At 48.2% G+C, this 15,803-nt stretch carries 14 protein-coding genes and 1 pseudogene; 9 read left to right on the forward strand and 6 right to left on the reverse strand.

The window, feature by feature from the left end; genetic code table 11:
- Nucleotides 1-1,506 precede the first annotated feature (1,506 nt).
- On the reverse strand, nucleotides 1,507-2,247 hold the full coding sequence (locus tag ACGYLY_RS13200; RefSeq protein ID WP_395281160.1) for a hypothetical protein: 741 nt from the start codon (nucleotides 2,245-2,247) through the stop codon (nucleotides 1,507-1,509).
- A gap of 219 nt (nucleotides 2,248-2,466) precedes the next feature.
- Nucleotides 2,467-2,664: a hypothetical protein gene (locus ACGYLY_RS13205; protein ID WP_395281159.1), complete on the reverse strand. Its 198-nt coding sequence runs from the start codon at nucleotides 2,662-2,664 to the stop codon at nucleotides 2,467-2,469.
- A 456-nt stretch (nucleotides 2,665-3,120) separates the two neighbouring features.
- Here ACGYLY_RS13205 and ACGYLY_RS13210 point away from each other — a divergent pair.
- Nucleotides 3,121-3,611: pseudogene (locus ACGYLY_RS13210) on the forward strand (GNAT family N-acetyltransferase).
- A gap of 12 nt (nucleotides 3,612-3,623) precedes the next feature.
- Here the strand turns inward: ACGYLY_RS13210 and ACGYLY_RS13215 are convergent.
- Nucleotides 3,624-4,118 carry a GNAT family N-acetyltransferase gene (locus ACGYLY_RS13215; RefSeq protein WP_395281158.1) on the reverse strand — a complete coding sequence of 165 codons (495 nt, stop codon included), beginning with the start codon at nucleotides 4,116-4,118 and terminating at the stop codon, nucleotides 3,624-3,626.
- Nucleotides 4,119-4,395: 277 nt separating this feature from the next.
- On the opposite strand from ACGYLY_RS13215, the gene ACGYLY_RS13220 reads away from it, so the two are divergent.
- The gene (locus ACGYLY_RS13220; RefSeq protein WP_395281157.1) at nucleotides 4,396-5,070 is read left to right on the forward strand and encodes a DNA methyltransferase; all 675 of its coding nucleotides are present in this window, start codon (nucleotides 4,396-4,398) and stop codon (nucleotides 5,068-5,070) included.
- A gap of 34 nt (nucleotides 5,071-5,104) precedes the next feature.
- Here the strand turns inward: ACGYLY_RS13220 and ACGYLY_RS13225 are convergent, their stop codons facing one another.
- Complete coding sequence (locus ACGYLY_RS13225) at nucleotides 5,105-5,866, reverse strand: nucleoside phosphorylase (RefSeq protein ID WP_395281156.1); 762 nt, start codon at nucleotides 5,864-5,866, stop codon at nucleotides 5,105-5,107.
- Nucleotides 5,867-6,031: 165 nt separating this feature from the next.
- A complete protein-coding gene (locus ACGYLY_RS13230) occupies nucleotides 6,032-6,673 on the reverse strand; it encodes a GNAT family N-acetyltransferase (protein WP_395281155.1) in 642 nt (213 codons plus the stop codon).
- A gap of 149 nt (nucleotides 6,674-6,822) precedes the next feature.
- On the opposite strand from ACGYLY_RS13230, the gene ACGYLY_RS13235 reads away from it, so the two are divergent.
- Entirely contained in the window at nucleotides 6,823-7,311 is a 489-nt protein-coding gene (locus ACGYLY_RS13235; RefSeq protein WP_395281154.1) for an NUDIX hydrolase, read from the forward strand.
- 164 nt (nucleotides 7,312-7,475) lie between these two features.
- Nucleotides 7,476-7,820 (forward strand): DUF6176 family protein, encoded by a 345-nt coding sequence (locus ACGYLY_RS13240; RefSeq protein ID WP_395281153.1) that lies wholly within the window; start codon nucleotides 7,476-7,478, stop codon nucleotides 7,818-7,820.
- Between the two features lie 1,609 nt (nucleotides 7,821-9,429).
- Here the strand turns inward: ACGYLY_RS13240 and ACGYLY_RS13245 are convergent.
- On the reverse strand, nucleotides 9,430-9,954 hold the full coding sequence (locus ACGYLY_RS13245; RefSeq protein WP_395281151.1) for a hypothetical protein: 525 nt from the start codon (nucleotides 9,952-9,954) through the stop codon (nucleotides 9,430-9,432).
- A gap of 1,245 nt (nucleotides 9,955-11,199) precedes the next feature.
- Between ACGYLY_RS13245 and ACGYLY_RS13250 the strand changes: the two genes are divergently transcribed.
- From ACGYLY_RS13250 to ACGYLY_RS13270, 5 genes are all read left to right on the forward strand, one after another.
- Complete coding sequence (locus ACGYLY_RS13250; RefSeq protein ID WP_395281150.1) at nucleotides 11,200-11,616, forward strand: hypothetical protein; 417 nt, start codon at nucleotides 11,200-11,202, stop codon at nucleotides 11,614-11,616.
- 9 nt (nucleotides 11,617-11,625) lie between these two features.
- A complete protein-coding gene (locus tag ACGYLY_RS13255; protein ID WP_082838011.1) occupies nucleotides 11,626-11,829 on the forward strand; it encodes a helix-turn-helix transcriptional regulator in 204 nt (67 codons plus the stop codon).
- A gap of 579 nt (nucleotides 11,830-12,408) precedes the next feature.
- Nucleotides 12,409-12,888 (forward strand): hypothetical protein, encoded by a 480-nt coding sequence (locus ACGYLY_RS13260; RefSeq protein ID WP_395281149.1) that lies wholly within the window; start codon nucleotides 12,409-12,411, stop codon nucleotides 12,886-12,888.
- Nucleotides 12,889-13,260: 372 nt separating this feature from the next.
- Nucleotides 13,261-14,169, forward strand: coding sequence for a winged helix-turn-helix domain-containing protein (locus ACGYLY_RS13265; protein WP_395281147.1), 909 nt, complete (start codon nucleotides 13,261-13,263; stop codon nucleotides 14,167-14,169).
- Nucleotides 14,170-14,345: 176 nt separating this feature from the next.
- Complete coding sequence (locus tag ACGYLY_RS13270) at nucleotides 14,346-15,689, forward strand: MFS transporter (protein ID WP_395281146.1); 1,344 nt, start codon at nucleotides 14,346-14,348, stop codon at nucleotides 15,687-15,689.
- Nucleotides 15,690-15,803: the final 114 nt, after the last annotated feature.

Below are 15,803 nucleotides of genomic sequence, written 5' to 3' on the forward strand. Positions count from 1 at the left end.
ACCCTAATGGACGGATTTTGAATTGTAGGTATAGAGATTATTGCTGGTTTTGAGGTTTGAGAGCAGAAATCGGCTTTTTACTGAATAGAGATCGCAAACAGAGTACTTACGGCTGAGAATTGATGAGAAGGCTGCTTAGTCGACTCAAAGGCGATATAGTGAATTTAGGTCATTTTAGATCAAGCGCCAGGGATTCATATCGATATAGCGATGGACAGTTTCCTGATCAATAAGTGAACACCAGATCTTAAGCGAAGTACACTGAGTGAAAACTACTAGTGTGTAAAGTGTGCCTGCATTGCGTTCAAACCACTACGAGAAAATAGAACTAAAAAATTACTGCTACATCAACTAATGACAGTTTGATGGGTCGCATTTTTAGCTGCAGCAGCATACCACGACGGCTTTGAAACCTGTGTCTCACCGATCGCCGAGTAATTCGCTGTCTCTTGGATACGAATAGTTGACCCATTATACGTTCCTGTCCCAGTGAACGAATAGCGGTGAACAACACCCCATGAATCGACTACGGCGGTAAACGAGCCATTTGTGACCGTCACGGGCTGAAATGAACGTACCAAAGATGAAGGAGTGCTCAAATTACTCGAGTGTAAACGGTACAGGTTAGGCGCTGAGCTGGAATCGTTTACCTTCGTAATTGATTGGATTGAGAATGTAGTAACAAAGAGATAGAGTCGGTCGCGGGTCGTGAGTGAGCCAAGCGTCGTTGGTCGGTCTGGCAGTAACCGATAATGGTCCTCTCCGTTGACAGTTATTTTACGAAGCGTCTCGGTCCCATTTGACCAGTAACTGACTTCGCCCTGTGATGCACCGAATAACGACGAAAATTGGCCCGCATACGCCGTAGTGAAGCGAAAATGCGTATTGTTGTGTGTCGCTTGGATCCGGGTGGATTTGTGACGCAAAAGCGTCCCATTCGGATAACGCAGATTGAGGGTTTGGTGATACGTGAATGATTCCTCGGTAAGGATCCGAGCATGTGCTGTAGTGAGTTTTTCGGCGCTCGTCACTCCGTCTGCTGTGACTCCTGGGGCAAGTGTACCGGAGAGAGTGGTGGTCCTTTCGGATTGGGATGGAGACGGGCCAGGTGAAAGGAAACTGGTACAGCCAGCAGTGAGAATCATGAGTAGGCATCCGAGATAGACGAGGCGTCGCATTGTTGTTTGTTGTCTCGTTTGGCGTGAAAAATGTATTGATTGTCTCAGACTCGACAACGGATTTGGAATGTCGAAGAAGACTACTCGAGATAAGAGTTTACTCGAAGGAGAGAGTATCTGAGGAGGTCCAGTGGCGATTAAGCCGTTGTGAACACACACCAGGTTTCAAGTGAAGACTAACAGCTAAAACGCCAGTACCGACTACAGAGCGTCTATGTTTGAGACGTGTTCCGTGGACTGTATGAATCATCAATGGTGAATAATAGATATGATTTGCTCTAATCAATTCAATATAAAGCCGTGGAAAGTATATTCCTATTCTGTCAGATTATCCGTGGCAGTTGTGATTAAGGACGGCCCCAGAGCCAGAATAGTCACCTAGAAGCTCCGAGTAAGCTTGATCAGTATCACAAACGGTATTAAAAGAATAAGCGATACAATTACGGAATGACCCTGTTTTCTGCGAGGTGAAATGATTACCGGCATTATTAATGTCATCGCGAGTACTTCCTGTATAATTCCAATTTACCAGATAATAAGAGAATCCAGTTCCTGTTGCACTTGCTTCTGGATTTGAGATGGTTGAACCATTATGGGCCCATCTGATAGTATGTTTATAGTCAAAGGCATGCTTTTCACCAACGAGTGGGGGGTTGATATAGCAACTGAGCTTATAAGGATACGACGAGTAGCCAGAAGTACCCACATCCTGAGATTGGTTTATCGATTGGTCAGTGGTCCGTGTGACCTTGCAGGTGTGGGGTACCGACTCCAGAATATCAATGATGGATTCTTGTTGTCTTTTTGAGAGTTCCTTAATTAATTCTTGACGTCCTTTGATAGTCTTGGACTTTGAAAGGTTTTCAGACCTCTCAAAGGATGCTGCAACGAAATGTTCAGTCTCATTTTTGCTGGATGGATCAAAGCTAGTGTCAAGTTTGAGTTCACCCGGATCCTTCTTGCCGGTATTTTTCGCTGCTGAACTTGTTGGGATAGTAGCGATCGCACTAGCGGAAATCCCGATCTTTCGAAGACACTTCCGTCTACTTACGCGCTTATTATCTCGCATTGCATTTATAATATTAGAAGCACCTATTATAAATTCTTTGTATTAGAAAAGAATTTCATGCCTTTATTAGTTGGAATAGATTACATAGTTATAAGCATATGTTATTGAGCTTATAAAAAGATGAAGCGAAAAGATGACCCCAATTGCTATGTACATTGCGGACCAACATTAACTCATGAATGGCGACTCTTCAGAAAGCACACGAGAGCCAAAGAATCACTATATACGCTGTCTAAGAGCTCTTTCGTTAGCTAAAGATATATTTTGGACTTTGATTGCTTTTTTGTGTGTTTTAACCGGGTTCTTCTGGGGGTCGTTTACCGGCGGCGTGTCAGTGTTTGGTGTTAAGATTTCAACTATTATTGGAGCTTCCTTTATTATCCTTGCAATCAGTCTCTTCATTCTGGTTTGGGACATCGACCAATGGTTCGTTTCTCAAGTAGATTACTAAATGTTACTAACGAAAATGTATAGATGAGGATAAGCAGGTCTGAGAGTAGCATCAATAACTAACTCTTGACCTGCTCATCTTTATCTACTTGACTTCACACGCTTGTATAGTTGGAATTCACCTCCGCTGGCAGCGTGGAAACTAAGCGACCACGGTGCGTATACTTGATCAGGCGTTCGAGGACGCGGTAGTGGTCCACATAGCTCGCATGGAAGGTGCATGTCTTGCCACCAGGCAGGAACCACCAGACGTGGAATTTTGGCCCTGGCGCGTCCGAAAACGCCCTTCTCGTGATTTACATACAATCGACGTAGCTATATACATCTCTATGAGCCGGTCCATCAGTTACAAAATGACAGTTCTCCAATGTGCGAAGCCAAGTTGACAAGCGAGTCACGCTCTGAACCGTTGAAAAAGAAGCTATTCCGTTCCTCCAATGGGCAAGTGCGAACCCAGAGATTCGCTACCCGCTCGGAACACCAATTAGAAATCAAGACGAGATCGGAGATTCCTACGAAAACGGAGACAGCAACCGATTTCTCGTCTGTCTTGACAGAGACTCCGCTGGCCCAGCCCAGACTACGGAAGATGACGTGACCCGACTTGGGGTAGTAAATGTAATCGACGCCGATTGGAAACGGCCAGAACTTGGGTACTGGCTTGTGCCAGAGTTCCATGGCGACGGGTATAGGAAGGAGGCCGTCTCGCTTGTGCTCGACTACGTGTTCCAGGAGTATGATCCCCCGTCGTGGGTGCGCAAGCGTTCGAGTTCAACGACGCTTCTCGCGGCCTCCTAGAGTCGCTTGGGTTCACAGAGGAAGGACGTCTCCAGAAGTTCATGTTCGTCGATGGCGAGCATCGCGACATGGTGCAGGACGGACTTCTCCGTCGAGAGTGGCACGAACAGAACTGAATATGGAGACGTCTACAAGTCTCGGACGAGCACGATGTCATCGACCTTTTCTCCGGCGAGTTCAACCGTCCGTTCTTCGTGCACCTCAAACCCGTGTTTGTCGTAGAATGATCTTCCCACCTCGTTCCCAGCCATAACACCAAGCCAAACAGATTCGTGACCTGCCGCCCGAAAGCTATCGAACAATCGATTGAGGAGTTGAGTCCCGGCTCCCTCGCCCCAGTACTCGGGGAGGACATAAATTCTCCCAATGGTGGCATCAGCAGGGCCATGGTCAGTCGGTTCACCTTGTACGAATCCGATGATCTCATCACTGGTTGTGGCAAGGAGCATCAGGGCGTCGCCGCGGTCAATGGACTCTGTTAGTGCATCTCGGTCGCACCACATCTCGAGGATGTCTTCGACCGTTTCCTCACTGATGTGATGATCATAGGCGCTATGCCAGGATGCGTGCGCGATTTGTTGAATTGATTCGGCGTCCTCGGGGGTTGCTTCGCGGAACTTCATTCGAATAAATACCGAAAACAATCTTATGAAGATTATCCTGAATGCTCGTCTGGTTCCTATTTTCGCTACTCGAACTTGGTCGTGTGACGTGCTGGTGAATACGGCTTTCAGGCTTTTCTGAGGACGGCAACTCAGACGGGTCTACGTCTGCTTATGAGGGTAGGAAGCAGAAAATCGGCTTCGTGGTGATTAGAGAGCGTAGATTGCATATCACTTCGTGGTAAGTCTGTGTTCGACCGGAGCTTCGATTATTCTCCGGTAGTAAATCACTCCATAGATGACTACAGCACTCTCGTTTGAGTACGCTCATGACGAAGAGTTACCGGTTGGACATACAGCCGAAGTTCGCACTCCAGATGCCCTTGTCGAACATTTTCTGAAAAAGTATTCTGAGCCCGGTGAGAACGTCATTGATATCTTCGCTGGCTATGGGACCACACTCAAAGTAGCTGAACGATTGCAACGAGTGCCATATGGTCTCGAATACGAATCCGACCGAGTTTCGCACATCCAGACACAGGTCTCAACACTCACTCATGTACACCAGGGGAGTATACTTGATTTAGATCCGTCGTGGTTTCCAGCCTGTGACTGTTGTTTCACCTCACCACCATTTATGGAACAGACGGGCGAACAAAACCCATTCCAGAACTATTCGGGCACCAGTACGTATGAAGACTATCTCGACGATATTGAAACCGCATTTACGCGACTCGACTCACTGCTTGCTCCTGGTGGGCGTCTTATCGTTGATGTTTGTAACATCAAATACGAAGGCCGAGTGACGACACTAGCGTGGGACGTCGCAGAACGTATTTCGAACGTGTTTCACTTCGATGGGGAAGTGGTGATTACCTGGGAAGGAGACGGCAGCCCCAACGATAGAGCCGGACGGTTTGGCTACGGCTATGACCACACCTATTGCCTCGTATTCACGAAATCCGACCGGTGAGATATGCACCGCTAGTTGGAGCGTTCAGGTGAGACTATTCTCTGTTCAAATGGTTCTCTAAGGCCTGGACGGTTGGATCAAGCATTTCTGGCAATCCTCGTTCCGCGTCTGAATCCGGAACCCAGTCATTGGGCGTCAAATAGTCGCCAATCTCATGCACCGTCGCAGCATCAGCATCACGGTACTTACAGACTGCCCAGAATGCGGCTGATTCCATACATAACGAAACTACTCCTTCATCGCGATAGTGTTCGATCTCAGGGATTGTTTCTCTATACATCGCACTTGTCGTCCAGGTCCGACCTCGTGGGGTATCGAATCCCGCCTCAGAGAGGGCTTCGTCAAGAGAATCGACGAGTGGTTCAGTCGCTGTTACCGATTCGTATGGCGGCAGATAGTGATAGGAGACTCCTTCGTCCCGAATCGATTCTGTTGGAAGGATCGCTGCATCGGGAGCAATCTCTGTCTGCAGTGCAGCACAGCCACCCAACATTACCACGACCTCAGCACCCCCAGCGATGAGATTCTCCGTGACTGTTGCAGTTACTGGAGCTCCGATACCCCATTCATGGACCGGAACATACCCTACAGCGTCAGAGAGTAGATAGAGATATTGTGAGCGTACGATGTCCACCGTCGAATCTGCACGTTCACGCACTACGTCGGTGAGTTCGTCTTGATAGCCAAGAATGACAGCAGGAGGAATATCCGGGAGTCCGCCATCCTGCGCTTCGACAGCGTCTCTGGGTGAAAAGAGCGCGTCTACATCATACTTATCCGTATAGTTCGGGATCATACGGCACAATTATTCTAAAAGCGGCAAATATCTTTCTCAGCATCAAAAGGAGCTCAACCAACTATGTGGGTATACCTGGGAAAGAGGAAGTGGAAGATCATCCACTGTGCTTCTGAGATAGACGACAAAGAATCGGATATATCTGGAGTATCTAGTGTGAATCTACTATTTGGTATCAAATTCAAGTGTATTCATATTCTTAGTTGCGTTCTCGTATTCGCTTTTTAGAATAGTAAATCGATGCTGATCGGTGACTTCGCCGTTCGGGCGAGGTGAGTGTTGGCGCAGCAATCCTTCGTGGCGGCCACCATACTTCTCGACGTATTTTTCGATCATACGTCGAGACGGTTCGTTACGAGCACTACAAGTAGTATAGTAGGCGTCGAGACCATACTGTTCGAACGTCAATTCGATGAACACAGACGCTCGCTCGAGACCATATTCTTGCCCCCAGTACGGTTTCGCTAGAACGATACCTGACCCTGCCCGTCGTTCGTTCCATTCCGGACCATAGGCTGTCAGGCCAACCAGCTCTCCTCTTTCGTCTTTCGATCGCAGGAGGTATCGAGCAGTGTCACGGTCGGCCCACTCCTGTTCGGCCTTGTCTATGAACCCAGCAACGTGATTGAGGTGTTTGAACCGAAACCACGGCATATGTTCAGTCGAATCCTTCTGCCAATCATCTCGACTAACGAGGTCATACAACTCGAATGGGTCTACTATTTTGTGACTAACGCGTTCAAAGAGAAGCCGACGTGTCTCAATTCGTTCAGGGAAGAGTTGGTGTACCATTGCAATTCCAGTCATCCGTTGAATACACGGAATAGAAAGCTCAACGGTAGCGTTCAAGTATGCCGAAGAACTTATACATTTTTATGCGGTAGTATGAACTGAGTTTCTAGACAACGAACGGGTTTTACCCTTAGATAATCGTATCTTCTAGTAGGAAAAACAGTATGTGCTACACCAACCCAGAGGTGCCACACGTAGATCAAACGCTGCTACTTCCAGAATCAAATCTCACCTCGCTTCAAGACTGGGCGGTCAGTGGTTCTGGGTTGACAGCCGCAGCCCGAGTTCATGACTCTGATGGACGAATTGCTCTTGTGAAGAATAGCTGGACTGATGGCTGGTTCTTACCTGGGGGTGCCGTTGAAGCACATGAAACGCCATCTGAGGCAGCTCGACGAGAGATACATGAGGAAACTGGATTGAATGCGGTAGTTGATCGTCCGCTCGTTGTGCTCGACCAGACGTATATCTCGGAGAATACTGGTGAAGAATGGTTCTCAGCAGCATTTATTGTCTATTCGGCATCCGCTGATGGCGAAATACCCGAAGTCTCACAGTTAGGAGTGGCTGGAGAAGAAATTTTAGCGGCACAGTGGTTCGACACGGTTCCTGAACAGCTTCATGATGGCGAGGTGCTTCGCTCATATCTCTGAATTAGTATTCAATCTGCACCACACACTGTGCACAGATCGATTTGGGATTATGGGATAGTCTATATCTTGGCACAGTTGAAATCAGCTGTATGTGTTTTTCAGATAATTCTGACCGTTTCCCATCATCCCAAACGTATTTATTACAAATAATAAATGTCTAACCAATGGCTGAGACTACGCTATTTCGATATCGACTCAAACCAGGGCAAATAGAGCAACTCCGCGAGTGGGTAGAAGAAGTGAATTCCCGACGGGACGAAGCCGTCGAAACATTGCAAGACGAAAGCGTCTTTTCTGAGGCGGCATTCCTTAACTCGACGGAGGATGAGGATTACGTCATGTTCTACATGGAGGCCGAGGATCTCGAGACGGCTCACGAAGTATTCGAATCTTCCCAGCACGACCTTGATCTAGAGTTCAAACAACTTCTTGGAGAAATCGTAGCTGAAGACCAACCCGAGGAGAGTATCGAACCCCTGTATCATTTAGCAAATCCAGACCGTCCGTGATTGCACGACGTTAGACCTGACTGGTCGCTCTATTTTCTTCGAGCGGGCCAAGCTGGCTTCTGAAGCTCTCCTCATGGCAAGGTTTCACGCTTCCCCGGGGCGTGGAGGTGGGTAAATCGACTTCCGCTTATTAGAAGGGCCGTTGGCACACGCATAACCAATATTTGTGGTTTCAAAACCAGACAAATAGTAGTTATTTGAATAACTCTCTATTGAGTCCATCATACCCCTTCCAATAGCCGCGAAGCCACACATATCCAATGGCAAGGAAAATGGCAGTCGCGACGATTGACCCAATAACGTCCATAGCAAGAACTACAATTCAAACCACTAAGAAGTTACCGCTCATGAGAATCCACTGCCGCTTCTATCAATACTGATCACAAATCCGGCTTATTGTTGAATAGAGAGTGTGAGTCTATCGATCAGGCGCTAAACACGATATCCAGGACGGTCGCGACAAGACTCAAGCAAGCACAACCAATGATCACAACGAGTGCACCGGCAGAAATACTGAACTCGGCAGGATCAGTTCGGAGCGACTCGTAGCCAGCGCCGAGAATCATTCCGCCCCCACTCACCGCAAAAAGGAGTGAAATAACACTCCATTCTCCGGCAACAAATGTGGCACTCGCGTTCAGAAGAAACGACAGTCCGAGGACAGCAAGAGCCCCGTTATAGAGATACATTCGTTCCATGAATCGTCATTCCTCACCACTCTACTAAGTGATTAGGATGATTCGATCCATTCGTTCAATACGCACGGCGAACCGGCCACAGATAGATTCAGGGAAACCTGGGATGATCCACTCCCGTTTATCGATTCACACCCGATTTCGAGTGAAGATCCGGTTTCTCGAAATTTCGTTATATGCTGCAGGAGATACTCTTATTCACGAACAGCTACAATAGAGAAGTATGCATAATAGACAGTACCGCTCACTTGTCTCAGTATATCTCCTCATATTAGGTGGTATTCAGGCGATTGCGTTCCTGATGATGGATGAAGTGTTGTTTGCAGGATTCGGTCTTGCATTAGCACTTGGAGCAGGTGTTTCTCTTTGGTTCGACACACGGTCTACTGGCCAACAAGCGGTCTAACTGACCATCAATCTCATACGAGATAAGAGTGGATATGAGAGGAAACAAAGCCGTTTTGCTGATTTTTCACGTCTTAACGAGACAGAAGAGAATTTTTCTGCAAATCAGTCGATCAGTTCCAGCGGTTCACTGCACAATTATCAGAAGAGAAGGTACCGGTAGGAATATGGTGATTAGACTACAATTATAGGAGTGATGCGGCCAGCACGGTTCGTAACGTACTGTTTTCTGTATAGCGGAGTGTTGTTATTGGTCCAGTCTCTAATGGCCTCACAGTTCCAGTTGAATGTTGAGAGCATCCTTCGAACAGGGGTTGGATTACCGATTTTACTAATTGGGCTTGTTCGATTATGGTTCCCAGAGAAAGAAGAGCGAAAGCCAACCGAGTATGGCGCATTGACCTATGCGATGGCGGGTTTTTCGCTTGCAATCACAGCGATCGTTCTTGCACAGCTATTCGTGGTCTGATCGCCTCCTATTCTCTTACTATCTATTGCCAGCACTCGGCTTAGAGCGTATTTTCATTTCTTCTAGAAGAATTAAATGTCGCAAGGTCAAACTTCACATATAGAATGAAAAGTCCAGCGTAGAACGCTGCCCATGGGTACCATGCTGCAAGTTCTTGTAGGCCAAAAGTTCCAATTCCCCAAAATACAAAGCAGGCTAGTGCAAGTGCTAGCCATTTCGTCCGGCTCTTATCAGACTCGGGCAAATGAATGAGATATTTTACGACACCTATCAGAGCAAATACGCCCCAACCAAACCCTCGCAATTTTGGGGATGACCGGCGCTCTTTCTTTGCTTCCCGATAGATATATACACCAATAATCGCCCAAAAGAACACGAAGTATACTCCAAGTCGTACGATCAGGCCACCATCCATGTTGAGCCACTCTATATCTAACCTTCGACGTATGTTCTCATAAATCTCTGTTTCTGCTCGATAGAATCCACTTCTGCTTATACTGCCCACAGGAAGTAAACCGCCCAAATCGGATGAATTCGAGAATTCGACCTCGCTGCCGCCGTACATTCTACTTCGATTATAGAATCAATCACGCATGTTAAAACAGATCGAAGTGTCTGAAAGCAATCTATTGCCCATTTAATACCTTCGGTTCAAACATTAAATTTTGATGGCTGATGAGGATAACAACCACATCCATGACTTCACAGGTAAATCCCCACCCATCAACTTAATGAACATATTATTAGAATCCTATACTTATCGAACTCGTACCATACTGATGTGGGATATGAGTTCGTGAATAAAAAATTTCAAGGGAGATACGAGAGTAAACTCGTTAGATGGAAATTGTCGGTAGCTTAAAACGGTGGAGTGCTGCAATATCTCTGTTCTTACTCTGTATCGTCTGGGCCTCCCTTCAATGGGATACTCTTGGTTCGATTATCACCAAAGGACCGTCTGTCATCGATACGCTTGACGAAGTCGCACTCCTCATAATGTTAGTCTTGACACTTGGAGCAATGGTCCATGAGATACGACAGACAACAACTGAGTAAATTGTATGCTGCGAGAAAACCCTAAGACAATCCACTGCCGAGTCCTGGACATCAGACTACTTTTCTCTCAATTGATCCCCAGAGCAAAACTGAAGGGTATTCTAACGACGTTTAGCGTTCTCATCCGACCATATACTCTACATTGAATACCCACCAAAAGCGTGGATGAACCCAGTCGAAATAGTCACTCCCAAGCTGTCGCTATGCTTCAAGCACTTGCCCTTCCGTCCGTTGCCGGTCGATATGCCGACTCCCATTGCCGTCTAATCGGTCCGTCTCAATTGACATTCGCGTGATTGAGTTCATCAGTTGGTTGTAGGTAAGCACCGCTGCTACTCCCTCAGTGACGCCGATTAGCAGTCGTCTGTTCCCATCATTTTTGAGCATTCGCATTGCAAGTCGCTCAGCGTCATCCCGTAATCTCGTGTCTCGTCCAATACGATAGCAAACTCGCTATAGAGTGCATCAAACAGGGCCGTCTCATGCAGCATATACAGCTACTTCGCTAGAATGCATCGCAAACAGTCGGCAGTCAAATCGGAAGTAAATACGTCGAAGTTAGTGTGATATACTAACTCTCTTAATTCTTGTAGCACCGGAAAAATGAACGAATGAGAGAATACGAGGGATCGAAATCGGTAGCCAGGAGCGGGCTCGAATTGACATTATATCTTCGCTATCCACATTTGCCAATAGATTTCAGCAAGAGTGAAGAAGGGGAATATTGATAAGTAGCGTTTACATTGTGTAAAGTATGGTTTCCAATCAATCAACAGCCGGGATGAATCTCTTACCACCGAAATACAACGGTCTCATATTCAGTGCAACTGCTGTTGTTGGAGCTACAATGGGATTGTACTTCGGTGACTTCGATCTCGTGTTTCTCTGGGGATTGCCAATCGGGGCCCTTATCGGCTCAAATATTGGATATAACTTTCGCCAAGGAACTGCCCCTGAAACCACAGTTGATGAGCGTGATCAAGAGATTCTGGATTCTGCGATGGCATGGGGATTTCTGACAATTGTTGCTGGATTTATGCTCGGGATGACATATACTACACTCTCATCCATGTCGATAGAGACCATCTTTGTCGGGAGTATTCTCGCAGGAGTAACTGTAACGACGCTCGTTATGGGAGTATCCGAGATACAGCATCGCAATTTCATCTAAGGTGGCGAGATGGAAAACACGCTCAAAGTGCAACGAGCAATCCACGACCTCACACAAGGGGATCTTGCAACGGCGCTCGGAGTTAGTCGGCAAACAATCAATGCAATCGAAACTGGACGGTACGATCCTAGTCTCGAATTAGCATTTAAACTGGCAGATTATTTCGACTGTACGATTGAAGATTTGTTTACGCCAGAAGATACCAATGAATAGAGTGACCGGTTTTCCCAGATCTTGACCGGTCTATGGCCGCTCGTTACAATTCTCTCAGACCACCCTCCGATTTAGGGTGAGAAAGTGTTGTGCATAGATTGATTCGGGGGTCCCGGGGTGGTCGCACTTCCGCTTATGGCCCTAATGAGAAGTCGGGTGGGGAAGGTCGAAAGCAACGAATTCCAAGGAGGGAGGGCCCATGATCCGAATAATCGATAGTATAAACCGATTAATGCGATATGAAATCTTCGTTTCGAGTCACAATCAGACCTAGTTCACAACTGAGGATGAAGAGAACACACTCCTTCAGAAGTTCAATGAGATAGAGTACGGTTCTTCGACTGCTATCTACGGCGACCTCTACAACACAAAGGAGGTCATCAAGAAGAGCGGAGACGTTTATGCTAATCTCTACGAACCTTTGTTCTTCGAGACACTCGCCTTGCTGATCTGGAGACGGCGAGCACTCACGAACAATCCGCTATAGAAGATCGGTTTCTTTATTACGATTATAGACTTTCTTGTATATTGAACGGAACCCCTGAGCCGATTTTCCTGTCAACATCTAGTGAGTATCAGATGAATCCCGATCGATCAAACCACTCCACCCTGTTTTCAGCGTCCAAGAAGACGACTCGAGATCCGCCAACGAAGCGAGCAGCACTCGTTGGTGGGGTTGTAGGGATATGTATCGGCCTCGGTTCGCATTTTCTGTTACTGGATTATTCTGTAGTATCGATTACCATCTGTCTCCTGTACTCCATCGGGGTTACGCTCATGATCGACTATGTCAGTATCCTCCGACAGACCCCCAACGATGGCGGAAGTTGGTGGACGATTGCCTTCGGTGCCACCACTGGACTCGTTCTGATGGTTGTACAGCTGGTCTACCGCCCGATCGTTCCAAATAAGATCGCAGTAAAGCACGGCCTCCCCGAGGGAGTGAGGAGCGTTCCGCTTAACCTCATTCTCATCTTGTGGCTTCTCATGTTCGGTGTCGCGTTAGTCTCACTGACATACGGGATCGGAATGGCAGTAACGGACATGTCCGAGGGCTAATCCTCTCTGTCGGCCTCTCGCTAGCTGGTTCGGACCTGCGCGACCCTTCCAAGCAGCCTCCTTTCTGCCGTAGTGAATAGCTGCTGAGTCCAGTCAGAATGGTTCGCAGAGCAGTTCAATGGTAGTGATGGCGAATATGAGGGTGACTTCCCAACTTCGACCAGCGAGCGCTCGGCGGAGTAATCGGCGCAGAGTCTGGATACTCACAGCACCTAGAATCTACAGGAGTGAAACTTGTCGATTAGAGGTAATTAAACGTCTTTCAGAGCAAGAGCTAGATGCTGCGATCGACAAGACTCAGCAGGCGAGCGGACTGTGGATCACGCAATTCCCCGGTATCCCTATGAGAAAACGTCTCTAAGAGAGAGAGATATGAGTGACCAGTTCGTCCAGCAGACCGAGCCTGAGGAGGCGTTTGCTGATCTCTCCGACGAGACACGCCTCAAGATCCTACAGGTGCTCTGGAAATCCGATGTTCAAACGATACCCTTTTCGGAGTTACGGCGGACCGTCGGAATGCGCGACCCTGGCCAATTCAACTACCACTTGGACAAACTCGTAGGACAATTCGTCATCAAGACCGATGAAGGATATCGGCTGACACAAGCGGGCAAGCACGTGAACGGGGCGATTGCGTCGGGGATGTACACGGCGGACGGGACTCTCGATCCGATCGTGTTGAATCACTCGTGCCAAAATAGTGGTGAGCCTCTACTGCTACGGTATGAAAATGAAACCGTCCACATCGGGTGTGATTCCTGTTCATCCTGTCCAGCCGGTTGGGAGGCTCCCATTCCGCCTTCCGTGTTTGCCGGGTGCGACCGGAACGAGATCCCTGAAACTGTGAGTCAGTATTTCCGGACGAAAGTGCAACAAGTCACCAACGGCTTCTGCCCATTCTGTAACGGGCAGATGAAGCCAACTGTAGAACTGGTTAACGCGATGGATGGAGATCGATCATCGGAGATCGAGTTTTCAAACTCGAATAACCAGTCCCTCGACCCAGTAGTTCTGTTTGATTGCCAACAGTGTGGCACCGAGTCGCAAGTCGCAGTATACCACGCACTCTTGCTCGCTGAGCCTGGTGTTGCCAGTTTTCACTACGAGAATGGAATTGTCGTTCAGGATCGGTTTATCTGGGAGCTATCTGAACTCGATCCCGTTACGGTGGATATCGAAAGCCGAAATCCGATCCGAGTGGAGGTAACGTACCGAGCCGGTGACTCCACTCGTAGCGTTGCCGTCGACGGAACGTTCGACATCATCGAGATAGACACGTAACTTGACGGTGTTCGCGTTATCCACCGATCAAAAGGGTTTCTCGGTACAGAATCTGATCTCTGGGATCGAACTTGGTTGGATTGTCAATCGGAATATAGAACAGGACTTCTGTACAGTTCGTAACAGAAATATCATTCTAATTATATTTATGGCCTCATCGTTCGACCGATCAGAATATGCGTGAAGCCTTTCGAGATCGGACGTTTTGTCGGTTGTTTACAGGTCGTGTGATAACCAATGTCGGTGACAGCTTCTATCTTGTCGCTGCGATGTGGCTCGTCTACAGTTTGACGAACGATCCGGTCTACACGGGAATCGCTGGTTTCGTGACGATGACCCCACAAGTGTTTCAGTTCCTCGCAGGACCACTGGTTGATCGGTGGTCGATTCGCCGAACGCTCGTCGGCACACAACTCATTCAGGCGGTTGTCGTCTCGGTGATTCCGATAGCCCACGTTTTCGGATTCCTTACCGTCGAGTTAGTGCTCATCGTAATGCCCGTCCTTTCCGCACTCAATCAGTTAGTGTATCCGGCGCAGAGTACCGCACTCCCACGAATCCTCGATAGGGAAGAACTGGTCGCGGCCAATTCAGCGTTTTCGGTCGCCTACCAGGGGTTCGACACGGTAGCGAATGGGGTTGGCGGTGTCCTTATTGGGCTTTTCAGCGCGATTACATTGTTTATCTTTGACGCCATTACGTTCGGAATCGCTGCGATCGTATTTGCAACTGTCTCGATCCCATCCGCAAATACGGTATCGGATGACAACCAGTCCGAAGAACCCTCGACGTTGTCGGGTGACGAGCGGCAAGCCAAGGACAGCGGGAATTCAGTAGTTACAGACGGTGACGGATCATACACGGGAGCAGAAGAATCCGACTCCTATTTGACGCGTATGCGCGAAGGAGCGGGCGTTCTTCGTGGGACACCTCTTGTACCGCTACTTGCCGGGGCAGTAGTTGCCAACTTTTCTGTTGGGATGATGCTGGCAGCGACACCTGCGTACGCTGACTCCCTTGTCGTTCCAGAAGTGGTGAGTCAAATCGGTGCCGCTGGTTCGTATGGGATCCTCATGGGATCGATCGCAGCCGGCGGCTTCGTCGGAGCCCTCGCCGCAAACATCGTTGCGACACGTCCATTGGGACGGAGCATGATCGTCGGATACACCGTTGCAGGGCTCCTTTGGAGTGGTGCACTTCTCGCGAACTGGCTCCCTTTGACGGCCTTGCTCTTTGCGCTGACTAACATTCCGATCGGGGTTGTTTCCGTGTATGTAGCCACAGTGTTTCAAGCCGCACCGCCAGCAGAGAAGGTTGGACGGGTGAGTAGCATTTACGGATCGGCATCAGCATCCATGATTCCGATCGGTTCACTAGCTGGAGGAGTGTTCGCCGGCTGGGTCAGTCCTCGAGCTGCGATGGCCGCACTCGGGGTCGCAGCGATCGCATTGGCGTTGTATGTACTTTTGAATCCAGAGCTTCGTGAGTTACCATCTCCTGATCGTGTAACGATCGAATAATACACGAAGCGGATGCGATAGCTGTTTCGTCGGAGAATGAGTGAATAAATCGAGGAGGGTGAGAATCCTTGCATCGAGCGCACCGGTCTCAACTTTCGGAGTGGCGTAGAAGGT

The organism is Haladaptatus sp. CMAA 1909 (assembly GCF_043952005.1).
Lineage (GTDB): Archaea > Halobacteriota > Halobacteria > Halobacteriales > Haladaptataceae > Haladaptatus.

Bases quoted from the DNA above. Each gene is read 5' to 3' on its own strand.
- ACGYLY_RS13260 (WP_395281149.1), top strand. From the start codon at position 12,409: ATGAATCCCGATCGATCAAACCACTCCACCCTGTTTTCAGCGTCCAAG.
- ACGYLY_RS13270 (WP_395281146.1), top strand. From the start codon at position 14,346: ATGCGTGAAGCCTTTCGAGATCGGACGTTTTGTCGGTTGTTTACAGGT.
- ACGYLY_RS13250 (WP_395281150.1), top strand. From the start codon at position 11,200: ATGGTTTCCAATCAATCAACAGCCGGGATGAATCTCTTACCACCGAAA.
- ACGYLY_RS13235 (WP_395281154.1), top strand. From the start codon at position 6,823: ATGTGCTACACCAACCCAGAGGTGCCACACGTAGATCAAACGCTGCTA.
- ACGYLY_RS13230 (WP_395281155.1), bottom strand. From the start codon at position 6,673: ATGACTGGAATTGCAATGGTACACCAACTCTTCCCTGAACGAATTGAG.
- ACGYLY_RS13200 (WP_395281160.1), bottom strand. From the start codon at position 2,247: ATGCGAGATAATAAGCGCGTAAGTAGACGGAAGTGTCTTCGAAAGATC.
- ACGYLY_RS13265 (WP_395281147.1), top strand. From the start codon at position 13,261: ATGAGTGACCAGTTCGTCCAGCAGACCGAGCCTGAGGAGGCGTTTGCT.
- ACGYLY_RS13240 (WP_395281153.1), top strand. From the start codon at position 7,476: ATGGCTGAGACTACGCTATTTCGATATCGACTCAAACCAGGGCAAATA.
- ACGYLY_RS13245 (WP_395281151.1), bottom strand. From the start codon at position 9,954: ATGTACGGCGGCAGCGAGGTCGAATTCTCGAATTCATCCGATTTGGGC.
- ACGYLY_RS13255 (WP_082838011.1), top strand. From the start codon at position 11,626: ATGGAAAACACGCTCAAAGTGCAACGAGCAATCCACGACCTCACACAA.
- ACGYLY_RS13220 (WP_395281157.1), top strand. From the start codon at position 4,396: ATGACTACAGCACTCTCGTTTGAGTACGCTCATGACGAAGAGTTACCG.
- ACGYLY_RS13205 (WP_395281159.1), bottom strand. From the start codon at position 2,664: ATGTCCCAAACCAGAATGAAGAGACTGATTGCAAGGATAATAAAGGAA.
- ACGYLY_RS13215 (WP_395281158.1), bottom strand. From the start codon at position 4,118: ATGAAGTTCCGCGAAGCAACCCCCGAGGACGCCGAATCAATTCAACAA.
- ACGYLY_RS13225 (WP_395281156.1), bottom strand. From the start codon at position 5,866: ATGATCCCGAACTATACGGATAAGTATGATGTAGACGCGCTCTTTTCA.